The organism is Thermomicrobium sp. (genome assembly GCF_053493975.1).
In genome coordinates this window covers 16,139-37,708 of record NZ_JBRBZA010000043.1, presented here as the reverse complement: position 1 = coordinate 37,708, position 21,570 = coordinate 16,139, and the positions used below count along the sequence as shown (strand labels likewise).

13 protein-coding genes are annotated in these 21,570 nt (G+C 63.4%); 8 read left to right on the top strand and 5 right to left on the bottom strand.

What is annotated here, in order from left to right; translation table 11 throughout:
- Positions 1-23: 23 nt before the first annotated feature.
- On the top strand, positions 24-4,550 hold the full coding sequence (gltB, locus tag ACWIVK_RS07665; protein WP_448576057.1) for a glutamate synthase large subunit: 4,527 nt from the start codon (positions 24-26) through the stop codon (positions 4,548-4,550).
- Between the two features lie 85 nt (positions 4,551-4,635).
- Here gltB and ACWIVK_RS07660 read toward each other — a convergent pair whose 3' ends face one another.
- A complete protein-coding gene (locus ACWIVK_RS07660) occupies positions 4,636-4,986 on the bottom strand; it encodes a P-II family nitrogen regulator (RefSeq protein ID WP_448576056.1) in 351 nt (116 codons plus the stop codon).
- On the bottom strand, positions 4,983-6,275 hold the full coding sequence (locus ACWIVK_RS07655; protein WP_448576055.1) for an ammonium transporter: 1,293 nt from the start codon (positions 6,273-6,275) through the stop codon (positions 4,983-4,985). Before ACWIVK_RS07655 ends, ACWIVK_RS07660 begins: the two co-directional genes overlap by 4 nt.
- A gap of 329 nt (positions 6,276-6,604) precedes the next feature.
- Between ACWIVK_RS07655 and ACWIVK_RS07650 the strand changes: the two genes are divergently transcribed.
- Entirely contained in the window at positions 6,605-7,867 is a 1,263-nt protein-coding gene (locus ACWIVK_RS07650; RefSeq protein WP_448576054.1) for an MFS transporter, read from the top strand.
- Here ACWIVK_RS07650 and mutS read toward each other — a convergent pair.
- The gene (gene mutS, locus ACWIVK_RS07645; RefSeq protein ID WP_448576053.1) at positions 7,831-10,419 is read right to left on the bottom strand and encodes a DNA mismatch repair protein MutS; all 2,589 of its coding nucleotides are present in this window, start codon (positions 10,417-10,419) and stop codon (positions 7,831-7,833) included. The genes ACWIVK_RS07650 and mutS overlap by 37 nt on opposite strands.
- 645 nt (positions 10,420-11,064) lie before the next feature.
- Here mutS and ACWIVK_RS07640 point away from each other — a divergent pair.
- The 3 genes from ACWIVK_RS07640 (at position 11,065) to ACWIVK_RS07630 (ending at position 13,615) form a co-directional block, all read left to right on the top strand.
- Positions 11,065-11,343 (top strand): DUF4212 domain-containing protein, encoded by a 279-nt coding sequence (locus tag ACWIVK_RS07640; RefSeq protein WP_448576052.1) that lies wholly within the window; start codon positions 11,065-11,067, stop codon positions 11,341-11,343.
- Positions 11,344-11,350: 7 nt separating this feature from the next.
- Positions 11,351-13,267: a sodium:solute symporter family protein gene (locus tag ACWIVK_RS07635; RefSeq protein ID WP_448576051.1), complete on the top strand. Its 1,917-nt coding sequence runs from the start codon at positions 11,351-11,353 to the stop codon at positions 13,265-13,267.
- Positions 13,268-13,354: 87 nt separating this feature from the next.
- Complete coding sequence (locus ACWIVK_RS07630; RefSeq protein WP_448576050.1) at positions 13,355-13,615, top strand: hypothetical protein; 261 nt, start codon at positions 13,355-13,357, stop codon at positions 13,613-13,615.
- Here ACWIVK_RS07630 and ACWIVK_RS07625 read toward each other — a convergent pair.
- Together ACWIVK_RS07625 and ACWIVK_RS07620 are read right to left on the bottom strand one after the other, a co-directional pair.
- Positions 13,602-14,288, bottom strand: a complete 687-nt coding sequence (locus ACWIVK_RS07625; RefSeq protein ID WP_448576049.1) for a 3'-5' exonuclease — start codon at positions 14,286-14,288, stop codon at positions 13,602-13,604. The genes ACWIVK_RS07630 and ACWIVK_RS07625 overlap by 14 nt on opposite strands.
- Positions 14,285-16,192 carry a putative nucleotidyltransferase substrate binding domain-containing protein gene (locus ACWIVK_RS07620; protein ID WP_448576048.1) on the bottom strand — a complete coding sequence of 636 codons (1,908 nt, stop codon included), beginning with the start codon at positions 16,190-16,192 and terminating at the stop codon, positions 14,285-14,287. The genes ACWIVK_RS07625 and ACWIVK_RS07620 overlap by 4 nt, the downstream gene beginning before the upstream one ends.
- Positions 16,193-16,288: 96 nt before the next feature.
- On the opposite strand from ACWIVK_RS07620, the gene ACWIVK_RS07615 reads away from it, so the two are divergent.
- From ACWIVK_RS07615 to ACWIVK_RS07605, 3 genes are read left to right on the top strand one after another with little or no spacing between them, the layout of a single operon-like run.
- A complete protein-coding gene (locus tag ACWIVK_RS07615) occupies positions 16,289-18,250 on the top strand; it encodes an acetate--CoA ligase (protein WP_448576047.1) in 1,962 nt (653 codons plus the stop codon).
- Positions 18,231-19,214 carry a DMT family transporter gene (locus ACWIVK_RS07610; RefSeq protein ID WP_448576046.1) on the top strand — a complete coding sequence of 328 codons (984 nt, stop codon included), beginning with the start codon at positions 18,231-18,233 and terminating at the stop codon, positions 19,212-19,214. The genes ACWIVK_RS07615 and ACWIVK_RS07610 overlap by 20 nt, the downstream gene beginning before the upstream one ends.
- The gene (locus ACWIVK_RS07605; RefSeq protein ID WP_448576045.1) at positions 19,211-21,565 is read left to right on the top strand and encodes a penicillin acylase family protein; all 2,355 of its coding nucleotides are present in this window, start codon (positions 19,211-19,213) and stop codon (positions 21,563-21,565) included. Before ACWIVK_RS07610 ends, ACWIVK_RS07605 begins: the two co-directional genes overlap by 4 nt.
- The last annotated feature ends 5 nt before the right edge of the window (positions 21,566-21,570 follow it).

The following is a 21,570-nucleotide window of genomic DNA, read 5'->3' as shown; positions in this document are numbered from 1 at the left end:
AGAGGGAAGGAGAAACGAACGCGATGAAGCGTCTGAGCATCGAGGAGTCGGCGGGAGCCGCTCCCCTCTATAGCCCGCACTACGAGCACGATGCGTGTGGCACTGGGTTCGTGGCTGATCTCGCTGGTCGGCCAAGTCACCAGATCGTCGAGTACGCGCTCGAAGCCGTCGTCAATCTGACGCATCGTGGAGCCGTCTCCGCCGATGCCAAGACCGGTGACGGAGCAGGGATCACCGTCCAGATTCCCCGCAAGCTTCTCCTGCGGGAACTGGCGCGGTTGGGTGTCGAGGCAGTCGATCCGGCTGATCTCGCTGCGGGTCTCGTCTTCTTACCAGCTGACAACGACGACCTGGCTATCCGCTGCAAGGACGCGCTGACCAGCGCGCTGCGGCGGCACGGCATCGATGGGATCTGGTGGCGGCTCGTTCCAGTCGATCCCGGGGTACTCGGCGAGCAGGCGCGAGCCACGATGCCACGCATCGAGCAAGTGATCGCGCTGCGCCCGGTCGGCTGTGACGAGATGGAGTTCGAGCGTCGGCTCTACCGAGCACGACGGCGAGCCGAGCAGACCGCCAAGGAGCTCGGAGCTCGCGGCTTCTTCGTTCCCTCGCTCTCCTGTCGGACGATCGTCTACAAGGGCCTCTTCGTCGCCCGCGACCTCGGCGCTTTCTACATCGATCTCCGAGACCCGGACATGGAGAGTGCGCTGGCGTTGTTCCACCAGCGCTACAGTACGAACACCTTCCCCACCTGGCAGCTGGCACAGCCGTTCCGGCGTATCGCACATAACGGCGAGATCAACACCTTGCAGGGGAACCGGAACTGGATGCGAGCTCGCGAACCGGAACTCTTCTCGCCGCTGTGGGGTGACTCCCTCGCCGAGCTTTTCCCGATCATCGATCCGGACGGCTCGGACTCGATGAGTCTCGACCAGGTCCTCGAATTCCTCGAGCTCTCGGGGCGCGACATCGTCCACGCGGTGGCGATGCTCATCCCCGAAGCCTGGGAAAACATGACCGATCTGGACCCGGCCATCCGCGCGTTCTTCGACTACCACGCCGGGCTCATGGAACCGTGGGATGGACCAGCTGCCATCGCGTTCACGGACGGTCGCGTCGCTGGCGCCGTCCTGGATCGGAACGGCCTGCGACCAGCTCGGTACTCGATCACCGAGGACGGACTGGTTGTTCTCGCGAGCGAGACGGGTGTGATCGACCTCTCCGGGCGGAAGGTGGTCGAACGCGGACGACTCGGCCCGGGTCAAATGTTGGTCGCCGACACGGTCACGGGCACCGTGTATCGGAACGAGGAGATCAAACGGCTTTTGGCCACCCGCAAACCGTATGGCGAGTGGCTGACGCAGTATCGTCTCTCCCTGGGTAGCGCGCCAGTCGATGGCAACGGTCACGAGATCGACGAGCAGAGCTGGCTCCGTCGTCAAGTGGCGTTCGGCTTCACTGCCGAGGACCAGCGGTTGGTCGTTCATCCCATGGCCGTGGAGAACAAGGAGCCGCTCTGGTCGATGGGAGACGACACGCCATTGGCGGTCCTGTCCGAGTTCCCTCGACCGCTCGCCCATTTCTTCCGCCAGCGCTTCGCCCAGGTGACCAATCCGCCGATCGACTCGTATCGCGAAAAGCTGGTGATGTCGCTCGACGTCCATCTCGGGCCGTGGCCGAATCTGCTGACCGAACTCCCCGAACACGCGCGCTTGCTGCATCTGAGCAGCCCATTCCTTTCGGAGGATCAGCTGGCCGCGCTGGCCCATCACCCGGTGCTACGCGCCCGAACGCTCGCTGCCATCTTCCCAGTCGCGGACGGACCGGCCGGACTCGAGCAGGCGCTCGAACGACTCCTGAAGGAGGCGGAACGCGCGATCGACGAAGGCGCGAGTATCCTGATCCTGAGCGATCGTGCCGTCGATGAGGCGCACGCACCGATCCCGATGCCGTTGGCGGTCGGTGCGCTCCATCACCACTTGATCCGGATCGGTAAGCGCTTGCGCGCCTCCATCGTCTGCGAAACCGGCGATGTTTGGGATGTCCACCAGGCAGCCGTGCTCATCGGCTACGGAGCCGCTGCCGTGCATCCGTATCTGGCGCTCCACGTCGCCCGCAGTTTCGCGGGGAGCCGTGGCGCTGAGCAGCTTTCCCCTGACCAGCTCGCTAAGAACTACTTGAAGCAACTCGACGCCGGCCTGCTCAAGATCATGTCTAAGATGGGTATCTCGACGTTGGCCAGCTACCAGGGTGCCCAGTTGTTCGAAATCCTCGGGCTGGATCCATCCGTGGTCGATCGGTACTTCACCGGTACACCCTCGCGGCTGGGTGGACTGGACCTCGCCGGGATCGCGGAACGGGCACTCGCACGCCACCACGCAGCCTTCAGTGCGTCGTTGGACAAGCTGCCTGACTGGGGATTCGTTCGATTCCGCAAGGACGGCGAATACCATGCCTTCAGCCCGACCAACGTGCGCGCGCTGCAGCAGGCGGCGCAAACCGGCGATCGCGATGCGTACCGCCAGTACGTGCAGGTGGTGCAGCACCGGCGGCCAGCTACGCTGCGCGACCTCCTCACCTTCCGCCCCACCGAGCCGATTCCATTGGAGGAAGTCGAGCCTGCCGAAGAGATCCGCAAGCGGTTCGTCGTCACGGCGATGTCGCTCGGCGCCCTCTCGCCAGAGGCGCACCGCACGCTGGCGATCGCGATGAACCGGATCGGCGCCCGCTCCAACTGCGGTGAAGGTGGCGAGGATCCGGACTGGTACTACGAGAACGGCAGCGACGTGCCGCACAACAAGATCAAGCAGGTAGCCAGTGGCCGATTCGGGGTGACCGCCGAATATCTCGTTCGTGCCGAGGAGCTGGAGATCAAGATCGCCCAGGGATCGAAGCCGGGCGAAGGCGGTCAGCTTCCTGCCCACAAAGTCACAGCGATCATCGCGCGATTCCGTCACGCCATTCCGGGCATCCAACTCATTTCCCCGCCACCACACCACGATATCTACAGCATCGAGGACCTGGCCCAGCTCATCTACGACCTCAAGATGGTCAATCCGCGGGCGCGTGTCGGCGTCAAGCTGGTGGCCGAGGCTGGCGTCGGGACGATCGCTGCTGGCGTCGCCAAGGCGCACGCCGATTACATCCTGATCAGCGGGCACAGCGGCGGAACCGGGGCGTCTCCCCTCTCGTCGATCAAGTTCGCTGGGGTGCCCTGGGAACTCGGGCTCGCTGAGACGCAGCAGACGTTGGTGCTCAACGATCTGCGGAGCCGGGTCCGCTTGCGGACCGATGGCGGTTTGCAGACCGCACGCGACATCATCATCGCCGCCCTGCTCGGCGCGGAAGAATTCGGATTCGGTTCGGCTGCACTCGTCGCCATCGGATGCGATATGGCTCGCCAATGTCACCTCAATACGTGTCCGACCGGTATCGCCACGCAGCGCGAGGATTTGCGGAAGCGGTTCGCCGGTAAGCCGGAACACGTCATCAATTACTTCACACTCCTGGCCGAAGAGGTCCGCGAGTACTTGGCGATGCTCGGTGCGCGGCGTCTCGACGACATCGTCGGGCGTGTCGAACTCCTCGCGGTGCTCGACCAGCTCGATGGACCGGCGGCGACGCTCGATCTGACCCCGCTGCTCGCGCCTCCACCCGATCCGACCGCACCGCGACGTTGTCTCTACGACCGCAATATCTTCCACGATCTCACCGGCCCCGCACTCGACGAGTGGTTGGTCGAGCGAGCGCGTCCAGCTCTCGAACAGCGGCAGCCCGTCCGCATCGCTGCGACCGTGCGCAATCATCACCGGGCCGTCGGCGGCCGGCTGGCTGGCGAGCTGAGCTTGCGCTTCGGCCGCGACCATGCGCCCGACGGCTTGATCACCGTGGAACTTACTGGCCAAGCTGGACAGAGCTTCGGCGCCTGGTGTTGGCACGGATTGACTCTCATCCTGACCGGGGAGGCGAACGACTACGTCGGAAAGGGTATGGGTGGTGGAACGATCGTCGTGCGCTCGCCGGAGCCACCAGCTGACCCTTCGCGTCCCCATGTCTTGGTCGGCAATACCGTCCTCTACGGTGCGACTGGTGGCCAGCTCTTCGTTGCCGGCCAAGCTGGTGAGCGGTTCGCGGTTCGAAACTCCGGTGCGGTAGCGGTCGTCGAAGGTGTCGGCGACCACGGCTGCGAATACATGACCGGCGGAGTCGTCGTGGTTCTCGGTCCGACGGGACGCAACTTCGCCGCCGGTATGACCAACGGATTGGCGTTCGTTTTCGATCCGGAAGGCGTCTTCCCGACACGACTGAACCGCGATTATGTCCAGCTCGAGCGTTTGAGTGACGAGGACGACGAACTCCTTCGTTCGCTCATCAGCCAGCATGTCGCCTGGACCGGGACCCAACGCGGGCGAGAGATCCTGGAACGCTGGGCAGAACTCCGCAGCGCGTTCTGGAAAGTCGTCCCTCATCCACCGATCGAGGCGGCCGAGGAACGCCCAGCGCGTCGCGCCCGCGAGCGCGTGGTCGAGGCCCAAGCCGTTGCAGACTGACCTCCCATCCATCCCATGCCGCAACCGGCCCCCGGGAACGCTCCCGGGGGCCGGTTGGTGGGTGGGGATGAGGTCATCTGCTCGATCAGGCCACAGGCGTGACGGCTGCTTCATCGCGCTCGCCCGTTCGGATGCGATAGACCCGCTCGACCGGGAGGACGAAGATTTTGCCGTCACCGACCTCCCCGGTGCGTGCCGCGCTGAGAATGGCACGCACCGTCGGCTCGACGAAATGATCGGACACGCCGATGTCGAGCCGAATCTTCGGCGAGAGCTCCATCTTCACGGTCATGCCACGATACGTCTCTACTTGCTCTGTTTCTCCACCGTGTCCTTGGGCGGCCGAAATCGTCAGCCCACGAACCTCTGCTTGGAAGAGCGCTTCCAGAACCTCGTTGAGTTTTTCTGGTCGAATGATGGCGACGATGAGCTTCATGCGCTGCCTCCCACCTTCTCGGTGACCGGACCGGGATGAGCGGCCACCTCGCTCGTCCGGTTCAGGGGCAAGAGCAACACCGCCCCCTCTCCACTGGTGTAGGCCTGTTCACCGTGCTCAGTGACATCCAAGCCGATGCGCTCAGCGGTATCCGCAACGCGGAGCGGTGTCACCAACGCGATCGCCCGCAAGATGGCGAATGTGCCGACTGCGCTGTACCCGATGACCGCGAGCACCGCGACCGCTTGAATCAGGATTTGCTGCGGGTTGCCGAAGAGCAGCCCGTTCGCGACTCCGTTCCACGACTCCTGCGCGAAGACACCGGTCAACAATGCTCCGGTCAGTCCACCGACGCCATGCGCTGCGAAGACATCCAGCGCATCATCGAGCCGTGTCCGGGCTCGCCACAGCAACGCGAAATAGCTCGGAAAGGCAGCCAGCGCCCCGAGCACGATCGCTGACAACGGCGAAACGAATCCCGCAGCTGGCGTGATGGCGACCAGGCCGACGACGATCGCCGTCGCGAGCCCCACGGCCGTCGCCTTGCCGCTCCGCACGAGATCGAGAGTCATCCAGACCAGCGCGGTCGCCATCGGCGCCAGCATGGTGTTCGCGAAGGCGAGTCCAGCGATCTCGTTCGCCCCGAGCGCACTCCCCGCGTTGAACCCGAACCACCCGAGCCACAGCAGCATCGCACCGAGCAAGACGAACGGAATATTGTGCGGTAAGATGGCCTGACGACCGTAATCGCGTCGGCGACCGAGGACGAGCGCACCGACGACCGCCGCGATACCAGCATTGATATGCACGACTGTTCCACCAGCAAAATCGAGAGCGCCCAAGTCGGCGAGCCAGCCACCTCCCCAAACCCAGTGCGCGATCGGTGCATAGATCGCGATCGCCCAGAGCGCGAGAAACGCGAGGTAGGGCCCAAAGCGCATCCGTTCTACCAGCGCTCCCGAAATGAGTGCCGCGGTGATGATGGCGAAGGTCCCTTGGAAAGCCATGAACAGCACGTGCGGGATCGCGTCAGCCCCTTGCAGGTCGACTCCACGGAGCAGCGCGTGCGAAAGGTCTCCGATCAGCGCCCACCCAGAGGAAAAGGCGAGCGAGTAGCCGAGCAGCGCCCACGCGAGTCCCACGACAGAGACCGCACCGAAACTCATCATCAGCGTGTTGAGAATGTTCTTGGAGCGAACGAGCCCGCCGTAGAAAAACCCTAATGCCGGGGTCATCAGGAGGACCAACGCTGTCGCAACGAGCATCCAGGCGATCGCACCTTCGCTCATCGTCGAGCTCCTTCCTGCTGCCTCAGTGCAGCGACTGAGTCGTCTCTGGCCTCTCCTTCCTGGCGACGAGGCACGAGCGGCGGTCCGCGTTGGCGCTGGATGTCTCCGATCGGCATCATCGCTCCTCTCCCTTCGTGCACGATACCGGGAGGAAGACCGCGCTGACCGCAGCATCGTGCGCAACGTGCACCGCGTCGCTTGTGCACGCAGCACAACGCGTCGAGTAGGCTCGGATGAGGTGATCGAGGAGGGTAGCTCGTGCCGAACTCCAGAACGAGGCGAACACCGCGATCGTTCGCGCGCTACACTGTGCTCGACGGGAGCGTCAGATGGCAACCGATCGAACAAAAGACTCCGACAGCGTGCTCGACCAGTGGCGACTCGCCCCGTTTCATCTAGGATCGTTCATCGGCCCCTACACCGGTGCGAGTTTCCCGGTTTTCTTCCCACTCTTACAAAGCGTCTTCGGCGTCGATCGCGCGATTCTCTCCACGATCGTCCCGGCTTATCTTGCGACGTTCGGCCTGTGCCAATTCTTCTCCGGCACGATTTCCGACCTCACCTCGCGGCGCTCGACTATCCTGGCAGGTTTCGGCAGCTTCGGTTTCGCCGCACTCGTCTGTGCCCTGGCGCCGAACCTGCCATTCTTTTTGCTGGGTTGTGTTTTGCTCGGCATCGCTAATGCTTTCACCACACCGATCTTGCTGGCAACGCTGGGCGACACCTTGCCGATCCAACGCCTCCCTCGCACGGTCACCATCTTTTCTGCTGCCAACCAAGCTGGCCATCTGCTCGGGCCACTCGTGGCAGGTCTCCTCGTGACCTGGTCATGGCGTCTCTTCTTCGTCAGCGCCACGTTTCTCAGCTGGGTTGTTGCACTCTGGCTTCTCGGCTGGTTCGCCCGCTTCGGCCGTGCCGTCCCACATCGCCCACGCTACGCCTCGATGCGGGCTGCACTGCGCGACCTCGTCCAGGCACTCGACCGAGCGACCGCCCGCGTGGTCGCACTCGCCTTTCTCGCCAACGCCGCCATCATGGGGACCGCGTACTTGCTCGGGCAAGCCTTGCGCGATCTGTGGCAGTTGGACTACGCGTTGATCGGACTGATCGTCGCGCTCTATGGTGTCGGGGCGATCTTGTTCGCCCCGGTAACTGGCGTGCTCCTGGAGCGCCTCGGGACGCAACCGAGTGCCGCGATCGGTCTGGCGAGTGTCGCGACGACGATCGTGCTGATGGCAGCCGCACCGCATCCGGCGTTGTTCGCCCTCGCGTACCTGGGGCTCGGTCTCGCTGCGATGCTGACCTGGACGACCTTCAGCATCCTCGCGGTCGAGGCGGCACCGACCCATCGCGGCACGACATCGGCCTACTTCCTCGGAGCGCGGTTCTTGGTCCAGGGTCTCGCGCCGGCACTCTATACACCGGTCTACGGCACCCTCGGACCACGCGCCATGTTCGCTCTGTCTGCCATGCTCGCCCTCGCCGCATTCCTGCCGCTCCGCCTTCTCCGTCCCTCACTCGCACAGCCATCTGCCGCGACAGCTGCGCACAGCGATCACTCGGCTTCCTGCGCTGACCGCTGCAATTCGTAGAGCGTGGTCAGCGCCTCGAGCGGCGTCATTGCATCCAGTTCCAGCGAGCGCAGTCGTTCCAAGACAGGATGCGGCGGGCTGAAGAGCGTGAGCTGGATCGTGAGGGGCACCTCCTTGGCCATACTCTGGCGTCGCCGCGTACGCTCACCGCTCCGTGCCGATTCGAGCTCCTGCAGGATTTCCCGTGCCCGACGAACCACCGCCTGCGGCAAGCCAGCGAGCTGGGCCACGTGAATCCCGTAACTCTTGTCGGCTCCACCCCGCACGACTCGGTGGAGAAAGACGACGCGATCCCCCTCTTCCAACACGTCCATACGGTAGTTCCGGACTCGTGGCAAGACACGCTCCAGTTCCGTCAACTCGTGGTAGTGCGTCGCGAAGAGCGTTCGGCAGCCGAGTCGTGGATGGTTGTGCAAGTACTCCACCACCGCACGAGCGATCGCCAAACCGTCGTACGTACTCGTTCCCCGGCCGACTTCGTCCAACACGACGAGCGAGCGATGAGTCGCTTGGCGCAGGATCGATGCCGTCTCGATCATTTCCACCATGAAGGTACTCTGACCGGCCGCGATATCGTCCTGGGCACCGATGCGGGTGAAAATGCGATCCACGATGCCGATCCGAGCGAAATCGGCTGGCACGAACGAACCGATTTGTGCCAAGAACACGATCAGTGCTACTTGACGGAGAAAGGTCGATTTTCCGGCCATGTTGGGACCGGTGAGGATCACGATCTGTTCGCTTTCGGTATCGAGGCGCGCATCGTTAGGGACGAAGCGGCCCGCTTCCAGCGTCGTCTCCACCACCGGATGGCGCCCACCCCTGATGTCCAAAACCGTACTCTCGTCGACGATCGGGCGGACGTACCTTCGCTCTACCGCCACCTCCGCGAGCGCGCGGTAGACATCCAATTCGGCCACGAGTTGCGCTGCTCGCCGGATCTGCGCGGCGCAGCTGGCCAATTCCTTGACGACGCGACGATAGGCCTCCTCCTCCAGTGCCGCGATCCGCTCTTCTGCCTGCAAGACCACGCTCTCGAACTCGCGGAGTTCCGGCGTCACGTAGCGCTCGGCCCCGACCAACGTCTGCCTACGCTGGTATTCGGGCGGAACGAGATGCCGATTGGCATGGCTCACCTCGATGTAGTAGCCGAAAACTTTGTTGTATCCGACCTTCAGGGATCGGATACCGGTGCGCTCCCGCTCGCGCTGCTCCAGCGAGACGATCCATTCGCGCGCCGCACGTGCCCGTTCCCGCAGCTCGTCTAGCTCCGGCGCAAACCCAGCACGAATCACCTGCCCCTGACCGAGACTCGGGGACGGATCCTCGACGATCGCTGACTCGATGAGACGGGCAACCGGCAGGAGATCTGGCAGCGCCGAGAGGGGTGCAAGTTCTGGTCGCCGGCCCGCGAGCTCGGCGATTTCTGGCAAGCGAACGAGCGAGTGCCCGAGTTGCCGGAGTTCGCGAGGTGTCACACGCCCGGTCAAGACACGATTGGCCAGTCGTTCCAGGTCGGCGACGTCGGCCAAGAGGATTCCCAACCGGGCACGGACGAGTGTCTCCTCGACGAGCGCCGCCACGCGCTCCTGCCGCTGCCGAATCCCGCCCACATCGAGAAGCGGCTGGCTGAGCCAGCGCCGGAGCAAGCGTGCACCCATCGGTGTTTCGGTCCGATCGAGCACCGATACGAGCGAACGAGCGCGCTCTCCGCGTGCCGACTCGAGCAGCTCGAGGTTACGTCGCGTTACCGCGTCGAGCGGCATGAACGAACTCGTCTGGTACACGACGAGATCGTCGAGCTGGGGTAACTGTCCCACTTGCGTGTCCAGGAGATACCCGAGCAGCGCACCCGCTGCCCGCAGCGCCGCCGGGCGCTCTGTGAGTCCGAAGCTCGCGAGTGTCTCCACCCCGAAGTGCTCGTGCAAGACGCGACGCGCCTCGTGCTCTCGCCAGGCGCGCTCCTCCAATTCGGTGATGACAGCTTCCTCGTAAGGGATCGCCCCGCGACGACCGGCTGGCAGCACGAGTTCAGCCGGCGCGATCCGGACCAGTTCTCGTCCGACCGCTGCTTGGAGTTCTTCGAGATGTTCCGCAACCCATTCGGTCGCGGCGAACTCTCCCGTGGAGAGCTCCGCATACGCCAAGCCGGCCCGTTGCGACTCGATGAAGACAGCAGCGATGTAGGTGTTGCGCCGCGCGTCGAGCATGGCCGGCTCAGTGATGGTTCCCGGGGTGAGGATCCGGGTGATGCGACGCTCCACCAGGTTGCGACCGTCCGGTGTGCCGAACTGGTCACAGAGCGCGACCCGGTACCCGGCAGCGACCAACTTGGCGATGTACGGCTCGGCAGCATGGGCTGGGATGCCAGCCATCGGCACCCGCTGGCCCTTGCCGAGATCCCGTGACGTCAAGGCGATATCGAGAATCCGGCTGGCGATTTCCGCATCGTCGTCGAAGAGTTCGTAAAAATCGCCCAACCGGAACAAGAGCAGCGCATCGGGCACCTGTCTTTTGATCTCCAGATACTGCTTGCGGATCGGCGTCGACACAGCTACCCCTGACGATAGTGTACGGACGCTGATCGCCTACTGCCTACTCCACACCGCGATCGCTCACCACACCGGTCGATGTTTGAACGAGCGTCTGCATTCGTTCTCCTCCCACGGGTCGCGGTCGCGAGCAGAGAAGCGCGATCGGTACCGAGCATCACGTGCTCGCCGAGCGAGGCGAGACACCGTCCCTCCTCGTGTACGCGTTCGCCTCTGCGGAAAAACAAGAGTACCCCCTGCGCTGGCATCCGCCATTGCGCAGTCCAGGGAGCCCGATGGCGTTCTCCTTCGACGAAACGCTTCCTCGAGAATTCCGGTCAGTCTGGGCCGGTCGACTCTTGAGGAACCTTCCCGTTACGTATAACCGGAACTTCTGATCACCATAAAACGACCCCTCTTGACAATGCGCTGTCGTTCCGGTATAGAGCAGATAAACTGAGTCGGTTACCTGATATCTCCGTCTGCTGGACGAGCGAGTCGCGAGCGAGCCTAGGGTGAGCGGCAGCGCATCGCAGATCATCCAGAGAGGAGGTGAACCACTGATCGGATCACGCCACGGCCCATTCGTCTTTGACAGGGAGGACACACGTCAGTCTTGGGGTGACGACCCGCGGATCGTGACGTGGTGAGGGCAGGAGGTTCATGATGGAAGGCAGCCGGCAGGTAGAAACGAGCCGACTCGAAGCCTACTGGCGCGAGCAGCTGCGCCTCATCATCACGCTCCTGGTGATCTGGTTTGCAGTGACGTACCTTCATCCTCCATTCGCCGCCTCGCTGAACAATATTAAAATCCTCACCGGCTTCCCGCTCGGCTACTGGTTGTCCAGTCAATTCTCGATCACGGTCTACGTCATTCTGATTTTCGTGTATGCATTGACCATGAACCGAGTGATCGACAAGAAGTACGGCTTCGAAGAGGAGTAGGGGAGCCATGAGCCAGGAAGCAGGATACACGCCTCTCACGCGTGCGCAGCTCAGCGAGTTCCGGCGACGACTGGCCAAGTACTATGGTGCGTTCTTCGTGTTCCTGATCGTGTTCACCTTGGTCTTGTACCTCTTCGAGCGGGCTGGTCTCCCGCCCCGCTTCATCGGATACGCGTTCATTTTCCTGACGCTCCTCCTCTACGCCTTCATCGGCATCCTCAATTTCACGCGACGCCTGGAGGAGTACTATGTCGCCGGTCGTCGTGTACCAGCCATTTTCAACGGTATGGCGACCGGCGCCGACTGGATGAGTGCTGCCTCCTTCATCTCGATGGCTGGCACCCTCTGGCTTCTGGGGTATGACGCGCTCGCCTACATCATGGGCTGGACGGGTGGGTACGTCCTCCTCGCCTTGCTCTTCGCCCCCTATATCCGCAAGTTCGGCCAGTACACGATTCCCGACTTCGTCGCCACCCGCTACGGTGAGCGGGCTCGCTTGGCCCGTTTCGTCGCCGCCATCTGCGCCATCATCGTCTCGCTCGCGTACGTCACGGCACAGGTGACCGGCGTGGGCATCATCATGAGCCGCTTCTTCGGACTGGACTACCGGGTCGGCGTGTTCGTCGGCTTGGCCGGAGTCCTCGTCTGTTCGTTCCTCGGTGGCATGAAGTCGATCACTTGGACCCAGGTGGCCCAGTACATCATTCTGATCGTCGCATACTTGATTCCTGTGACCTTCTTGTCTGCGAAGCTGACTGGCATTCCCTTCCCACAGCTCATGTATGGCAAGGCGCTGAGCGAGATCGGCCAGCTCGAGCAGGCGATGAACCTGCCCGCCTATGTCCAACCGTTCAAGCAAGCGCTCTCCAACTCCGCTGCTATCTCCGCCTTCAAGCAGATCGGCATCACGCCGCCCGAACCGATCACCGTCAAGGACTGGGTAGGCACTCCCTGGCAGTTCCTCGCTCTGACGCTTTGCTTGATGGCCGGTACGGTCGGCTTACCGCACATTCTGATCCGGTACTACACGGTACCCAGTCCGAAGGAAGCGCGCATCAGCGTAGGCTGGTCGCTGTTCTTCATCTGGTTGCTCTACGTGACCGCTCCGGCCTACGCGGCCTTCTCGCGTTGGGAGGTCCTACAGAACGTCGTCGGACAACCGATCAACGCGCTGCCTGAGTGGACGGCGAACTGGATCAAGACCGGGCTTCTGAGGATCAGTGACGCGAATAACGACGGCATCCTCCAGTTCAGCGAACTCACCATAAACGGTGACATCGTGGTCTTAGCGACACCCGAAATCGCCGGGCTGCCCTTCACGATCGCCGCGCTGGTGGCCGCCGGTGGTCTGGCCGCTGCGCTCTCAACCGCCGACGGGTTGCTTCTGGTCATCTCGACTGCTGTTGCCCACGACATCTATGCGAAGATCATCAACCCCAATGCACCGTACGGCCGCCGCTTCCTCCTCAGCCGACTGATGATCCTGATCTCGGCCGTCATCGCTGCCCTACTCGCCATTCCGCAGTTCGCCTTGATCGTGCAGCTGGTGGCTTGGGCCTTCTCGTTGGCAGCATCGACCTTCTTCCCAGTGATCCTGCTCGGCATCTTCTGGAAGCGCGCCAATGCCAATGGCGCCATCGCCGGGATGATCGGTGGGCTCCTCGCCTGCTTGGTCTACATGTTCTGGAACTATGTCGATCCACGCTTCAACCTACTCGGTCTTTCGCACTTGTCGGCCGGTATCTTCGGCATGGCAGCCAACTTCTTGCTCACGATCGTCGTGAGTCTCGCCACCGCACCGTCTCCGAAGTACATTCAGGATATGGTCGACCAGCTGCGCATCCCGGTCGGCGAGATGCGACTGCCGGCCCCCGGTGCCGCTCCGGGCACCGCCCCTGGTATCGCTCCCGCTGGCCAGGATTGAGGAAATTACCGGTCGAGCCGGGGCTCGGGCAGCGCGCCTGGGCCCCGGCTTTCCGTCTCCGATAGTCACGGACAGCGAGGTGAAAGCTTGATCCGCCCAGTCTTCGAGGTTGCGAACTGGCTTCTCGCCATCGCCATGTGGCTCCTGATCGGTCGCATTCTCCTGGACCAGCTCACTCGCGGGAAATCGACCGTCATCGGTCGACTCTTCCATTTGGCTACGGATCCTTTGCTTCGAATTTCGTCACAGCTGTTCCCACGGCTCTCGACGATCGCGCAGTCGCTCCTCTGGGTCCTCGTCTTGCTTGCGGTACGTATCATCCTCTTCGTGGTGGCTATGCCGAGGTAGCCAACCCTGCCAAGCGAAGATCGCGCAGGGTCCGCACGCCTTCGGCCGCTAGCTCCGTCAACTGCCGCTGCCAAATCAAGGCAGTCACGAATGCATCGGCCAACGCATGATGGCGAGCTGGTGGCTCGATCTCGTATGCTGCCAGCAAGTCCTCCAAACTGAACCGTCCGCGGTCGGCCGCTGCCTCCGGCAGCGCTCCATGATGGGAGATGAGCCAGCGTGCCACGCGACCGGTGTCGATCCAATAGGTCTTTGGCCAGGAAAGCCCACAGCGCGCCGCCGCTCGTTGCAAGAACTTCCGATCGATCTCGACGCCGTGTCCCACGAGGATGCTGCTCGCGCAAAAGCGCAGAAAGTCAGGCAGGACCTGCTCCAGTGGCGGAGCCCCTACCACATCGACTGGCCGGATACCGTGCACAGTCACGCTCTGTCCCCAGCCCTGCCGTTGCGGTCGAATCAGCTGATAGAACGATGCACCGAGAAGAAGCCGTGCACCGACCATGCGCAAAGCACCGAGGGCCAGCAACTCGTCCCGCTCGGGATCGAGCCCGGTCATTTCGGCATCGAGAACGGTGTACGCGAGATCGAAAAGCGTCGCGTCGCGGCGCTCCCGACGAGCCCGCCCCACCAAGGTACCCGTCAGGCGCGTGAACCAGTTCCCCTGCCCGCTCATTCGCCGGCCTGTTCGAGATGGAAACGCTCGCGCACCACCGCTAGCGCTCGCCCGACCACGCGGAACGCCTCCTTGAGAAGCGTCCGATCGAGCGAGGAAAGCTGGCGTGGATCGACATAGTTGGAAGGCTTCTCCCCGCACTGCAGCTGCTCGAGCTGCACGCGCAAGCGGAGACCGAGGAGAAACTCGAAAGCCTGCGCGAGATCCTCAGCGAGTTGCTGATCGATCGCACGGAGTTCACGCAGCGCGATCAACCGCGCGAGCGTATTCGTCTCCTCCACGCCATGCTCGAGCGCGAAGAGACGGACCAGGTTGACGATCGCTCCCGTACCACCCAGTTTGAGGTCGAGCTGGTTCTTGTGCTCGCCGCTCCGCTCGACGACGAAGCGTCCCAGAAAGCCCACCGGAGGCGAGTGAGACGTCGAGACGGCAGCGACGTGGAAGAGAAATCGCGGACTATGGGCGAGTTCTTGCCGCACGAACTCACGCAAGCGCACCGCCAGCCCCATCTCACCGTGCACGCCGCGGAAATCGAAGACGATGAGCGAGTTCAGCACCGACTGTGGCTCCGGTATGGCCATCCAACGCTGGAACTTGCGCATCCAAGCACTCAAGGGTTGAACCCACTCGGGATTGTCCGCTGAAAAGCGGCCCGGACACGGTGGAAAGCCGAGCGCGACCAGTCGCTCGACCGCCCACTGGCCGAGACGCTCGAAATACCGGCGCACCGTCTCCTCTCCCCCCGCAGGAGGGTCAGCGTAGAGGATGCCGTTATCCTGGTCGGTCCGAATCGTCTGCTCGCGCCGCCCCTCACTACCGTAAACCAGCCAACAGTACGGGACAGGCGGTGGCCCGAGCTCTTGCTCGAGCAGTCCGAGTACGCGCGCAACGACCCGATCGTTGATCTCGCTTACCAGCTGCGCGATCTCCGAGGCACGGATGCCGCGCGACAAGAGAAACGGTATCAGCTGGCGTTGGGCTTGCTCGAGGACCAACGCCAAGCGTTCTGTGCGCGTTTCCCGTTCGATCGCCCTCGCCAGGAACAGTGCGCTCGTACCTTGTTGGACGAGGAGATCGAAGGCGGTCAGCATCCCGAACGGTTTGCCTTCTTCGGTCACGACGAGATGGTTGATCCGACGAGCGATCAGGAGTCGCACGGCTTCCAACAGCAGACGATCCGCATCGATCGTCACCAGGGGCGAACTCATCACCTCACGGACCGGAGTGTCCAACGATCGCCCTGCGGCGACCACGCGTTCCCGGAGATCCCAATCGGTGAGGATCCCCAGCCCGCTACCCTGTCCATCCACGACCACGATGGAGTTCACCCGTTCGGCACTCATCCGCTGCGCTGCCTCCCGCACCGTGATGTCGGGTGGACAAGTGAGGAGTGGCCGGCGGGCTGCCACGCGGCAGGGGGCTGAGAGGATGAAAGCACTGTCTCCGGCTGGCTCTTGGTGCTGTAACGCTCGCAGGCTTGCCTGCACCCACTCACGCAGCGCACCGACAAAGAACCGAGCGACTGCTGGCTCGGTCGCGATCAGCTCCTCGATCGTGGAGCGGGGAATGGCATAACAGACGGTGTCCTCGATAGCCACGTCGTCCAGCTGCCCATGTGTCCCGTCGACGGAAGAGAGAACCCCGACGAGGTCCCCCTCCGACGCGACCTCGAAGACGATTTCCTCACCGGTCGCAGAACGCAGCGCTTTCTTCACGCCGCCGCGCACGACGATCCACAGATATTCCGGAGGAGTTCCCCCACGGCGGATGATCGTCGTCCCGCGGGGGAAATAATGGACTTCCACCCGCTTCGCCAATTGGCGAAGCCGCTCCTCGCTCAGGAACTGGAAGGGCGGGACACGGCGCAAGAATTCCACGACACTTCCCAGAACGACGTCGTCCACCCGCGCACCTCACCGTCTCGACAGGTTTCGTCGGGACGCATTATACTGGCCTTACCAGTAGGTGATCGGAAAGCCCCCGCTCGAGGAGGTGCCGCTATGGAGGTCGTGAATCCGATCGTGGCACGGTGGCGCAAAGAGGGACTGGAAGATCCCGTCAGTTTCTGGGCACGCGCAGCCGAGCAGGCTTTCTGGTTCCGCACGTGGGACGAACCCTTCGTGTGGGAGCCGCCGAGTTTCCGCTGGTTCGTCGGCGGGCTGACGAACCTGAGCTATGCCGCCTTGGATCGGCACGTGTTGGCCGGTCAGGGTGGACGAGCCGCCCTCATCGCCGAGACCGAGTGGGGCGAGCGGCGCACCTTCACCTATGCCCAGTTGTGGCGACTCGTCCGCCGCTTGGCTGCAGCACTGCGTGGCCTCGGTATTCAGCGCGGCGACCGCATCGGTATTTACATGCCCACTTGTCCGGAGGCGATCGCGCTCATGCTGGCCGCCACCCGGATCGGGGCTATCCATATCGTCGTCTTCGCTGGTTTCGGTGCTGGAGCGTTAGCCGATCGTCTCTCCATGGCAGGTGCCCGGGCAGTGTTCACCGCTGACGTCACCTGGAGGCGCGGGCGCGAAGTGCGGCTCAAGGAGATCGTCGATCAGGCATTGGCGAGCGGCATCCCCAGTGTCGAGCACGTCGTCGTCCTCCACCGGGGATCCGGCGAGCCACCGATGATGCCTGAGCGCGATCTCTGGTGGGACGACTTCGTGGAGCGCGGGCACGGACAAGACGATGGTTACGAGGTGATGGAGTCCAACGAACCCGCGTTCATTCTGGCGACCTCCGGGACGACCGCCAAGCCCAAACTGGCCATCCACACCCATGGACCATATCAAGTCGGTATCACCAGCACGGGACGCTGGTGCCATGGACTGCGCGCTGGTGACGTTTGGTGGGCGACCTCCGATATCGGCTGGATCGTCGGTCACAGCTACATCGTCTACGCGCCGCTCTTGCTCGGTGCGACGACGATCGCTTTCGAGGGAGCTCTCGATCACCCCTCCCCGGAAACCCCCTACCGGATCATCGAAGAGAACGGCGTGACCGGCATCTTCACCTCACCCACAGCGGTTCGTCTGCTCATGAAGTACGGAACCGAGCCAGCCCGTCGCTATGACCTCGGTTCGGTCGAACGCATCGTCTGCGCTGGAGAGGTCCTCAATCCGCCGGCCTGGGAATGGCTCCAAAAGGATGTGTTCCACAATCGTATTCCGGTGATCGACCACTGGTGGCAGACGGAAACTGGTGGGCCGGTGGTCGGGAATCCCTATGGCATCGCTCTGCTTCCCATCAAGCCAGGATCCGCCAGTCTGCCACTTCCCGGCATGGATGTCGCGGTGGTTCGTCCTGAGGACGGGACACCCTGCCAACCCGGTGAGCGAGGCGTCGTCGTTATCCGCCGTCCTTTCCCGGGTTTGACGGCCGGCCTCTGGGGCGAGCCCGAGCGCTATGCCCGCGACTACTGGCAGCGCATCCCAGGCGTCTACTTCACGGGAGACGCCGCATCGGTCGATGAGGACGGGTATGTCTGGTTCGCCGGGCGAGCCGACGAGATCATCAAGATCGCCGATCACCGGATCGGCACCATCGAGGTGGAGAGTGCCTTTCTGCGTCACCCCGCTGTCGCTGAGGCCGGGGTGACGGGTCGCCCCGATCCTTTGCGCGGTGAAGTGATCAGCGCTTTCATCACCCTCAAGCAGGGGTATCAGCCGACCCCTGAACTCGAGCGCGAACTCATCGAAACGGTCCGTCGCGAACTCGGTCCGGTCGCAGTGATCGGCGAACTCAATTTCGTCCGTGCACTTCCCAAGACGCGGAGCGGTAAGATCATGCGGCGGGTCCTCAAAGCGGTGATCCTGGACCGCGATCCGGGTGATATCTCGACGATCGAAGAAGAGGGTAGTGTCGAAGAAGCCCGCGCCGCTTGGCTCCAGCTCAAGGAAATGCTCCGCGTCGGCGTCTATCTCGAACAGCCCCAACCGACCGGCGTCGATGCGGCCGGTAGCGACTAGATCGGGCTTTGACGACAAGGCCGCTTCAGAGCGCCGTGGCTTCAGCGGAGGGGCCTTCGTCGGGGCCCCTCTTTGGGTTTTGGCCGCCGCCGTCCTGTGGGGCACGACCGGGACCACGCTGGCGCTCGCACCGCCGGAAACCGATCCGCTCGTTCTCGGTGCGCTGCGCCTCGCGCTCGGCGGCCCGCTCCTCCTCGTGACGAGCCGGTTTCCGCGCGTCCGGTTGTTCGCCGCTTGGCGTCCCTTGGCAGTCGCCAGTCTGGCGGTCGCCGCTTATCAGCCGGCCTTTTTCCTCGGCGTTCGGACCAATGGGGTCGCGATCGGAACGCTGATCGCTCTCGGGAGCGCTCCTCTCCTCGCTGCGGCACTGGAAATGCTTTCCGATCGGCAACCGCCATCGATGCGCTGGCTCTTCGCGACCGCTCTCGCGCTGCTCGGGCTCGGTCTGCTGCTTCATGCGGGAAGGACGCTGCAGCTTACGCCGATAGGATCGCTGGCGAGTCTCGCCGCGGGAGCATCCTACGCCTTCTTCGTCTTCGCGACCCGCCGCGCCGTCCGCACTGGTCTGGCCGCACAGCAGGTCATCGCCTGCTCGTTCGTCGCTGCGGCTGTTCTCCTCATTCCGCTTCTCTTCTGGCGGCCGGTGGGTTGGCTGCTCGCTCCGGGTGGATTGCTCGCCGCACTGTACCTGGGTATCGTCGCCACCGCTGTGTCCTATCGACTCTTCGCCCGCGGCGTCACCGGTACCAGTTCCGCCACTGTCGCGACAGTATCGCTCGCCGAACCGCTCACCGCGACGTTGCTCGCTGTTCTCGTGATTGGGGAGGAACTCACGAGCCAACAACTCATCGGGGTCGCGAGTCTCGTCGCTGGACTCAGCCTCGTCGCACTCGGCGAGCCGGTCCACCCCCGAGAGACTTCGACTGTTCCGGCCGATCAGGTGCGGGAGGAGCAAACGTCATGACGGCTCTGCGCAGTGTCGCTTCTCGTCACGTCCTGGCCAGACTTCTCCTCCGACCGATCCTGAGCCATTTGTCGCCTATCACGCGCGGGCAGCTGGAACTGCCGGGACTCGAAGGTCCACTCACGATCATACGAGATCGCTGGGGTATCCCGCACGTGCGAGCCTCGACTAGTCACGATGCGTGGTTCGCACTCGGATTCTGCCAGGCACAAGACAGAACGTTCCAACTCGAGTTCATCCGACGTCTCGTGCGTGGAGAACTGGCTGCTGTGATCGGTCCCGCTGGTCTGCCCTTCGATCGTCTCGCTCGTCGCGTCGGGTTTCGCCGTGCGTCACTGCGCCAGCTTGCCACGATTGCCGGCGACGTTCGCGACCAGGTCGAAGCCTTCCTCGCTGGCATGCGCACTGGGCTCGACTACGGTCTACGAGCACGCCCGATCGAATTCCTGTTCCTGCGCACGGAACCGCGACCGTGGGACGCGGCTGATGTCCTCGCCTTCGTCAAGTTTCTCTCCTTCGTCCTCGCCTCGAACTGGACGTCCGAACTCGTTCGCCTGCGCGTGCTGCTCGACGATGGCCCAGATGCCCTGCGCGCACTCGATCCTTCGCTTCCCGAACTCGTTGACCTACCGGCATTTCCTGCAGAACTTCGCAGCGAGTGGCTCGAGCTCGTTTCGGCTGAACTCGATCGATTACGAAGCTTCGTCGGCACGGCTGCTTCCAACAATTGGGTGGTCGCTGGATCGCGCACGCGGAGCGGGCGTCCACTGCTCGCCAACGATCCGCACTGGTCACCCCTGCTGCCGTCGTTTTGGTACTTCGCGCACCTTTCTACTCCGGAATGGTCGATCGCCGGTGCGACCCTCATCGGGACACCTGCTTTCCTCGCTGGTCATAATGGCTACGCCGCATGGGGCGTGACAGCCGGATTGAGCGACAACACCGATCTCGCTCTCGAAATGGTCGGAGCCGACGGACGCTCCGTCCGCGAACGAGACGATTTCGTTCCCTGCCTCGTTCACCAGGAGTCGATCGCGGTTCGCGAGCACGGCATGGTGACCGACCTCGTGTTGGAAAGTCGCCGCGGTCCGATCGTCAGCCCTGTCCTGCGCGGGGTACCCTGGGCGGTATCCCTGCGTGCCGTCTGGCTCGATCCGTTGCCGGTTCGCGGCCTCCTGTCGATGCACCGCGCCCGCTCGTTCGATGACTGTCGCGCTTTTTTCGCGGACTGGCCGCATCTCCCCCTGAATGTCGTCTACGCTGACTGTTCGGGCCAGATCGGCTGGCTACTCGCGGGCACTGTTCCGCAGCGTCGTTGCTCCACTGGGCTGTTCCCTCTCCTAGGCTGGGAGAATCCCGAGCCATGGATCGGCTACGTGTCCCCCGATCGGATGCCCTGCCGCATCGATCCGCCAGAGGGGTTCTTGGCTACTGCTAACGACCGACCGGCGGTTCCCGGCGACGCGCCATTCCTCGGCGCTGACTATCTCGATCCCTACCGGATCGCACGGATCACCGAGATGCTGGGGAGCCGCACCGACTGGGCGATCGAAGATATGCTCTCCCTCCAACTCGATACGATTGCGCTTCCCTGGCGCGAGCTGCGGGATATCGTGCTCGCTATCGAACCGACGACCTCACGCCTTGAGCGAGCGCTCGAGCTCCTGCGGGAGTGGAACGGGACCGTCGATGCCGCAAATCCCGCCGCCACCGTGTTCGAACTCGCCATCCATCGCCTCGCCCAGGAGTTGGCCAGAGCCTATGCCCCTCGCAGCTGGCGCTGGGTCATCGGCGCTGGATTCCACGATCTCGTCGATGGAACCAGCTGGGGTGTCCGACGCATCGCCCACTTGGTTCGAGCTTTGACCGGCAGTTCACCCGCACCCCCGAACGGATCATGGCTAGAGATGGTCGCTGAGGTCCTCGAGGAGGCAATCGAGGAATTGGAGCGTGTCGCTGGCGACGAGGTCGCCGACTGGGCGTGGGGGAAGGTACGCCCGCTCCATCTCCGGCACCCGCTGGGAACGATCCGAGGACTCCGCTGGCTCTTCGATCGGGGCCCATTCCCGATCGGCGGTGACGAAAACACCGTGAATCCGGGAGGAGTTTCCGCTCACGATCCCCTCGGTCCGGTCCAGTTCATCGCCTCGCTTCGATTCGTCGTGGAAGTCGGTTCCTGGGATCGCGCTCGCATCTCCCTGCCTGGCGGACAATCGGGCCATCCGTTCTCGTCCCACTACGACGATCTGCTCGCCTATTGGCTCCGCGGCGACACGGTACCCCTCGTCTGGAGCGACGACGCGATCGGCCGCGTCGCGCGCGACCACTTGCTGCTCTTGCCGGCTCGCTGAGGGAA

Excerpts from the sequence above, each read along its gene's own strand:
- ACWIVK_RS07650 (WP_448576054.1), top strand. The coding sequence starts at position 6,605 with ATGGCAACCGATCGAACAAAAGACTCCGACAGCGTGCTCGACCAGTGG.
- ACWIVK_RS07605 (WP_448576045.1), top strand. The coding sequence starts at position 19,211 with ATGACGGCTCTGCGCAGTGTCGCTTCTCGTCACGTCCTGGCCAGACTT.
- ACWIVK_RS07640 (WP_448576052.1), top strand. The coding sequence starts at position 11,065 with ATGGAAGGCAGCCGGCAGGTAGAAACGAGCCGACTCGAAGCCTACTGG.
- ACWIVK_RS07625 (WP_448576049.1), bottom strand. The coding sequence starts at position 14,288 with ATGAGCGGGCAGGGGAACTGGTTCACGCGCCTGACGGGTACCTTGGTG.
- ACWIVK_RS07635 (WP_448576051.1), top strand. The coding sequence starts at position 11,351 with ATGAGCCAGGAAGCAGGATACACGCCTCTCACGCGTGCGCAGCTCAGC.
- ACWIVK_RS07660 (WP_448576056.1), bottom strand. The coding sequence starts at position 4,986 with ATGAAGCTCATCGTCGCCATCATTCGACCAGAAAAACTCAACGAGGTT.
- ACWIVK_RS07615 (WP_448576047.1), top strand. The coding sequence starts at position 16,289 with ATGGAGGTCGTGAATCCGATCGTGGCACGGTGGCGCAAAGAGGGACTG.
- ACWIVK_RS07655 (WP_448576055.1), bottom strand. The coding sequence starts at position 6,275 with ATGAGCGAAGGTGCGATCGCCTGGATGCTCGTTGCGACAGCGTTGGTC.
- ACWIVK_RS07610 (WP_448576046.1), top strand. The coding sequence starts at position 18,231 with ATGCGGCCGGTAGCGACTAGATCGGGCTTTGACGACAAGGCCGCTTCA.
- gltB (WP_448576057.1), top strand. The coding sequence starts at position 24 with ATGAAGCGTCTGAGCATCGAGGAGTCGGCGGGAGCCGCTCCCCTCTAT.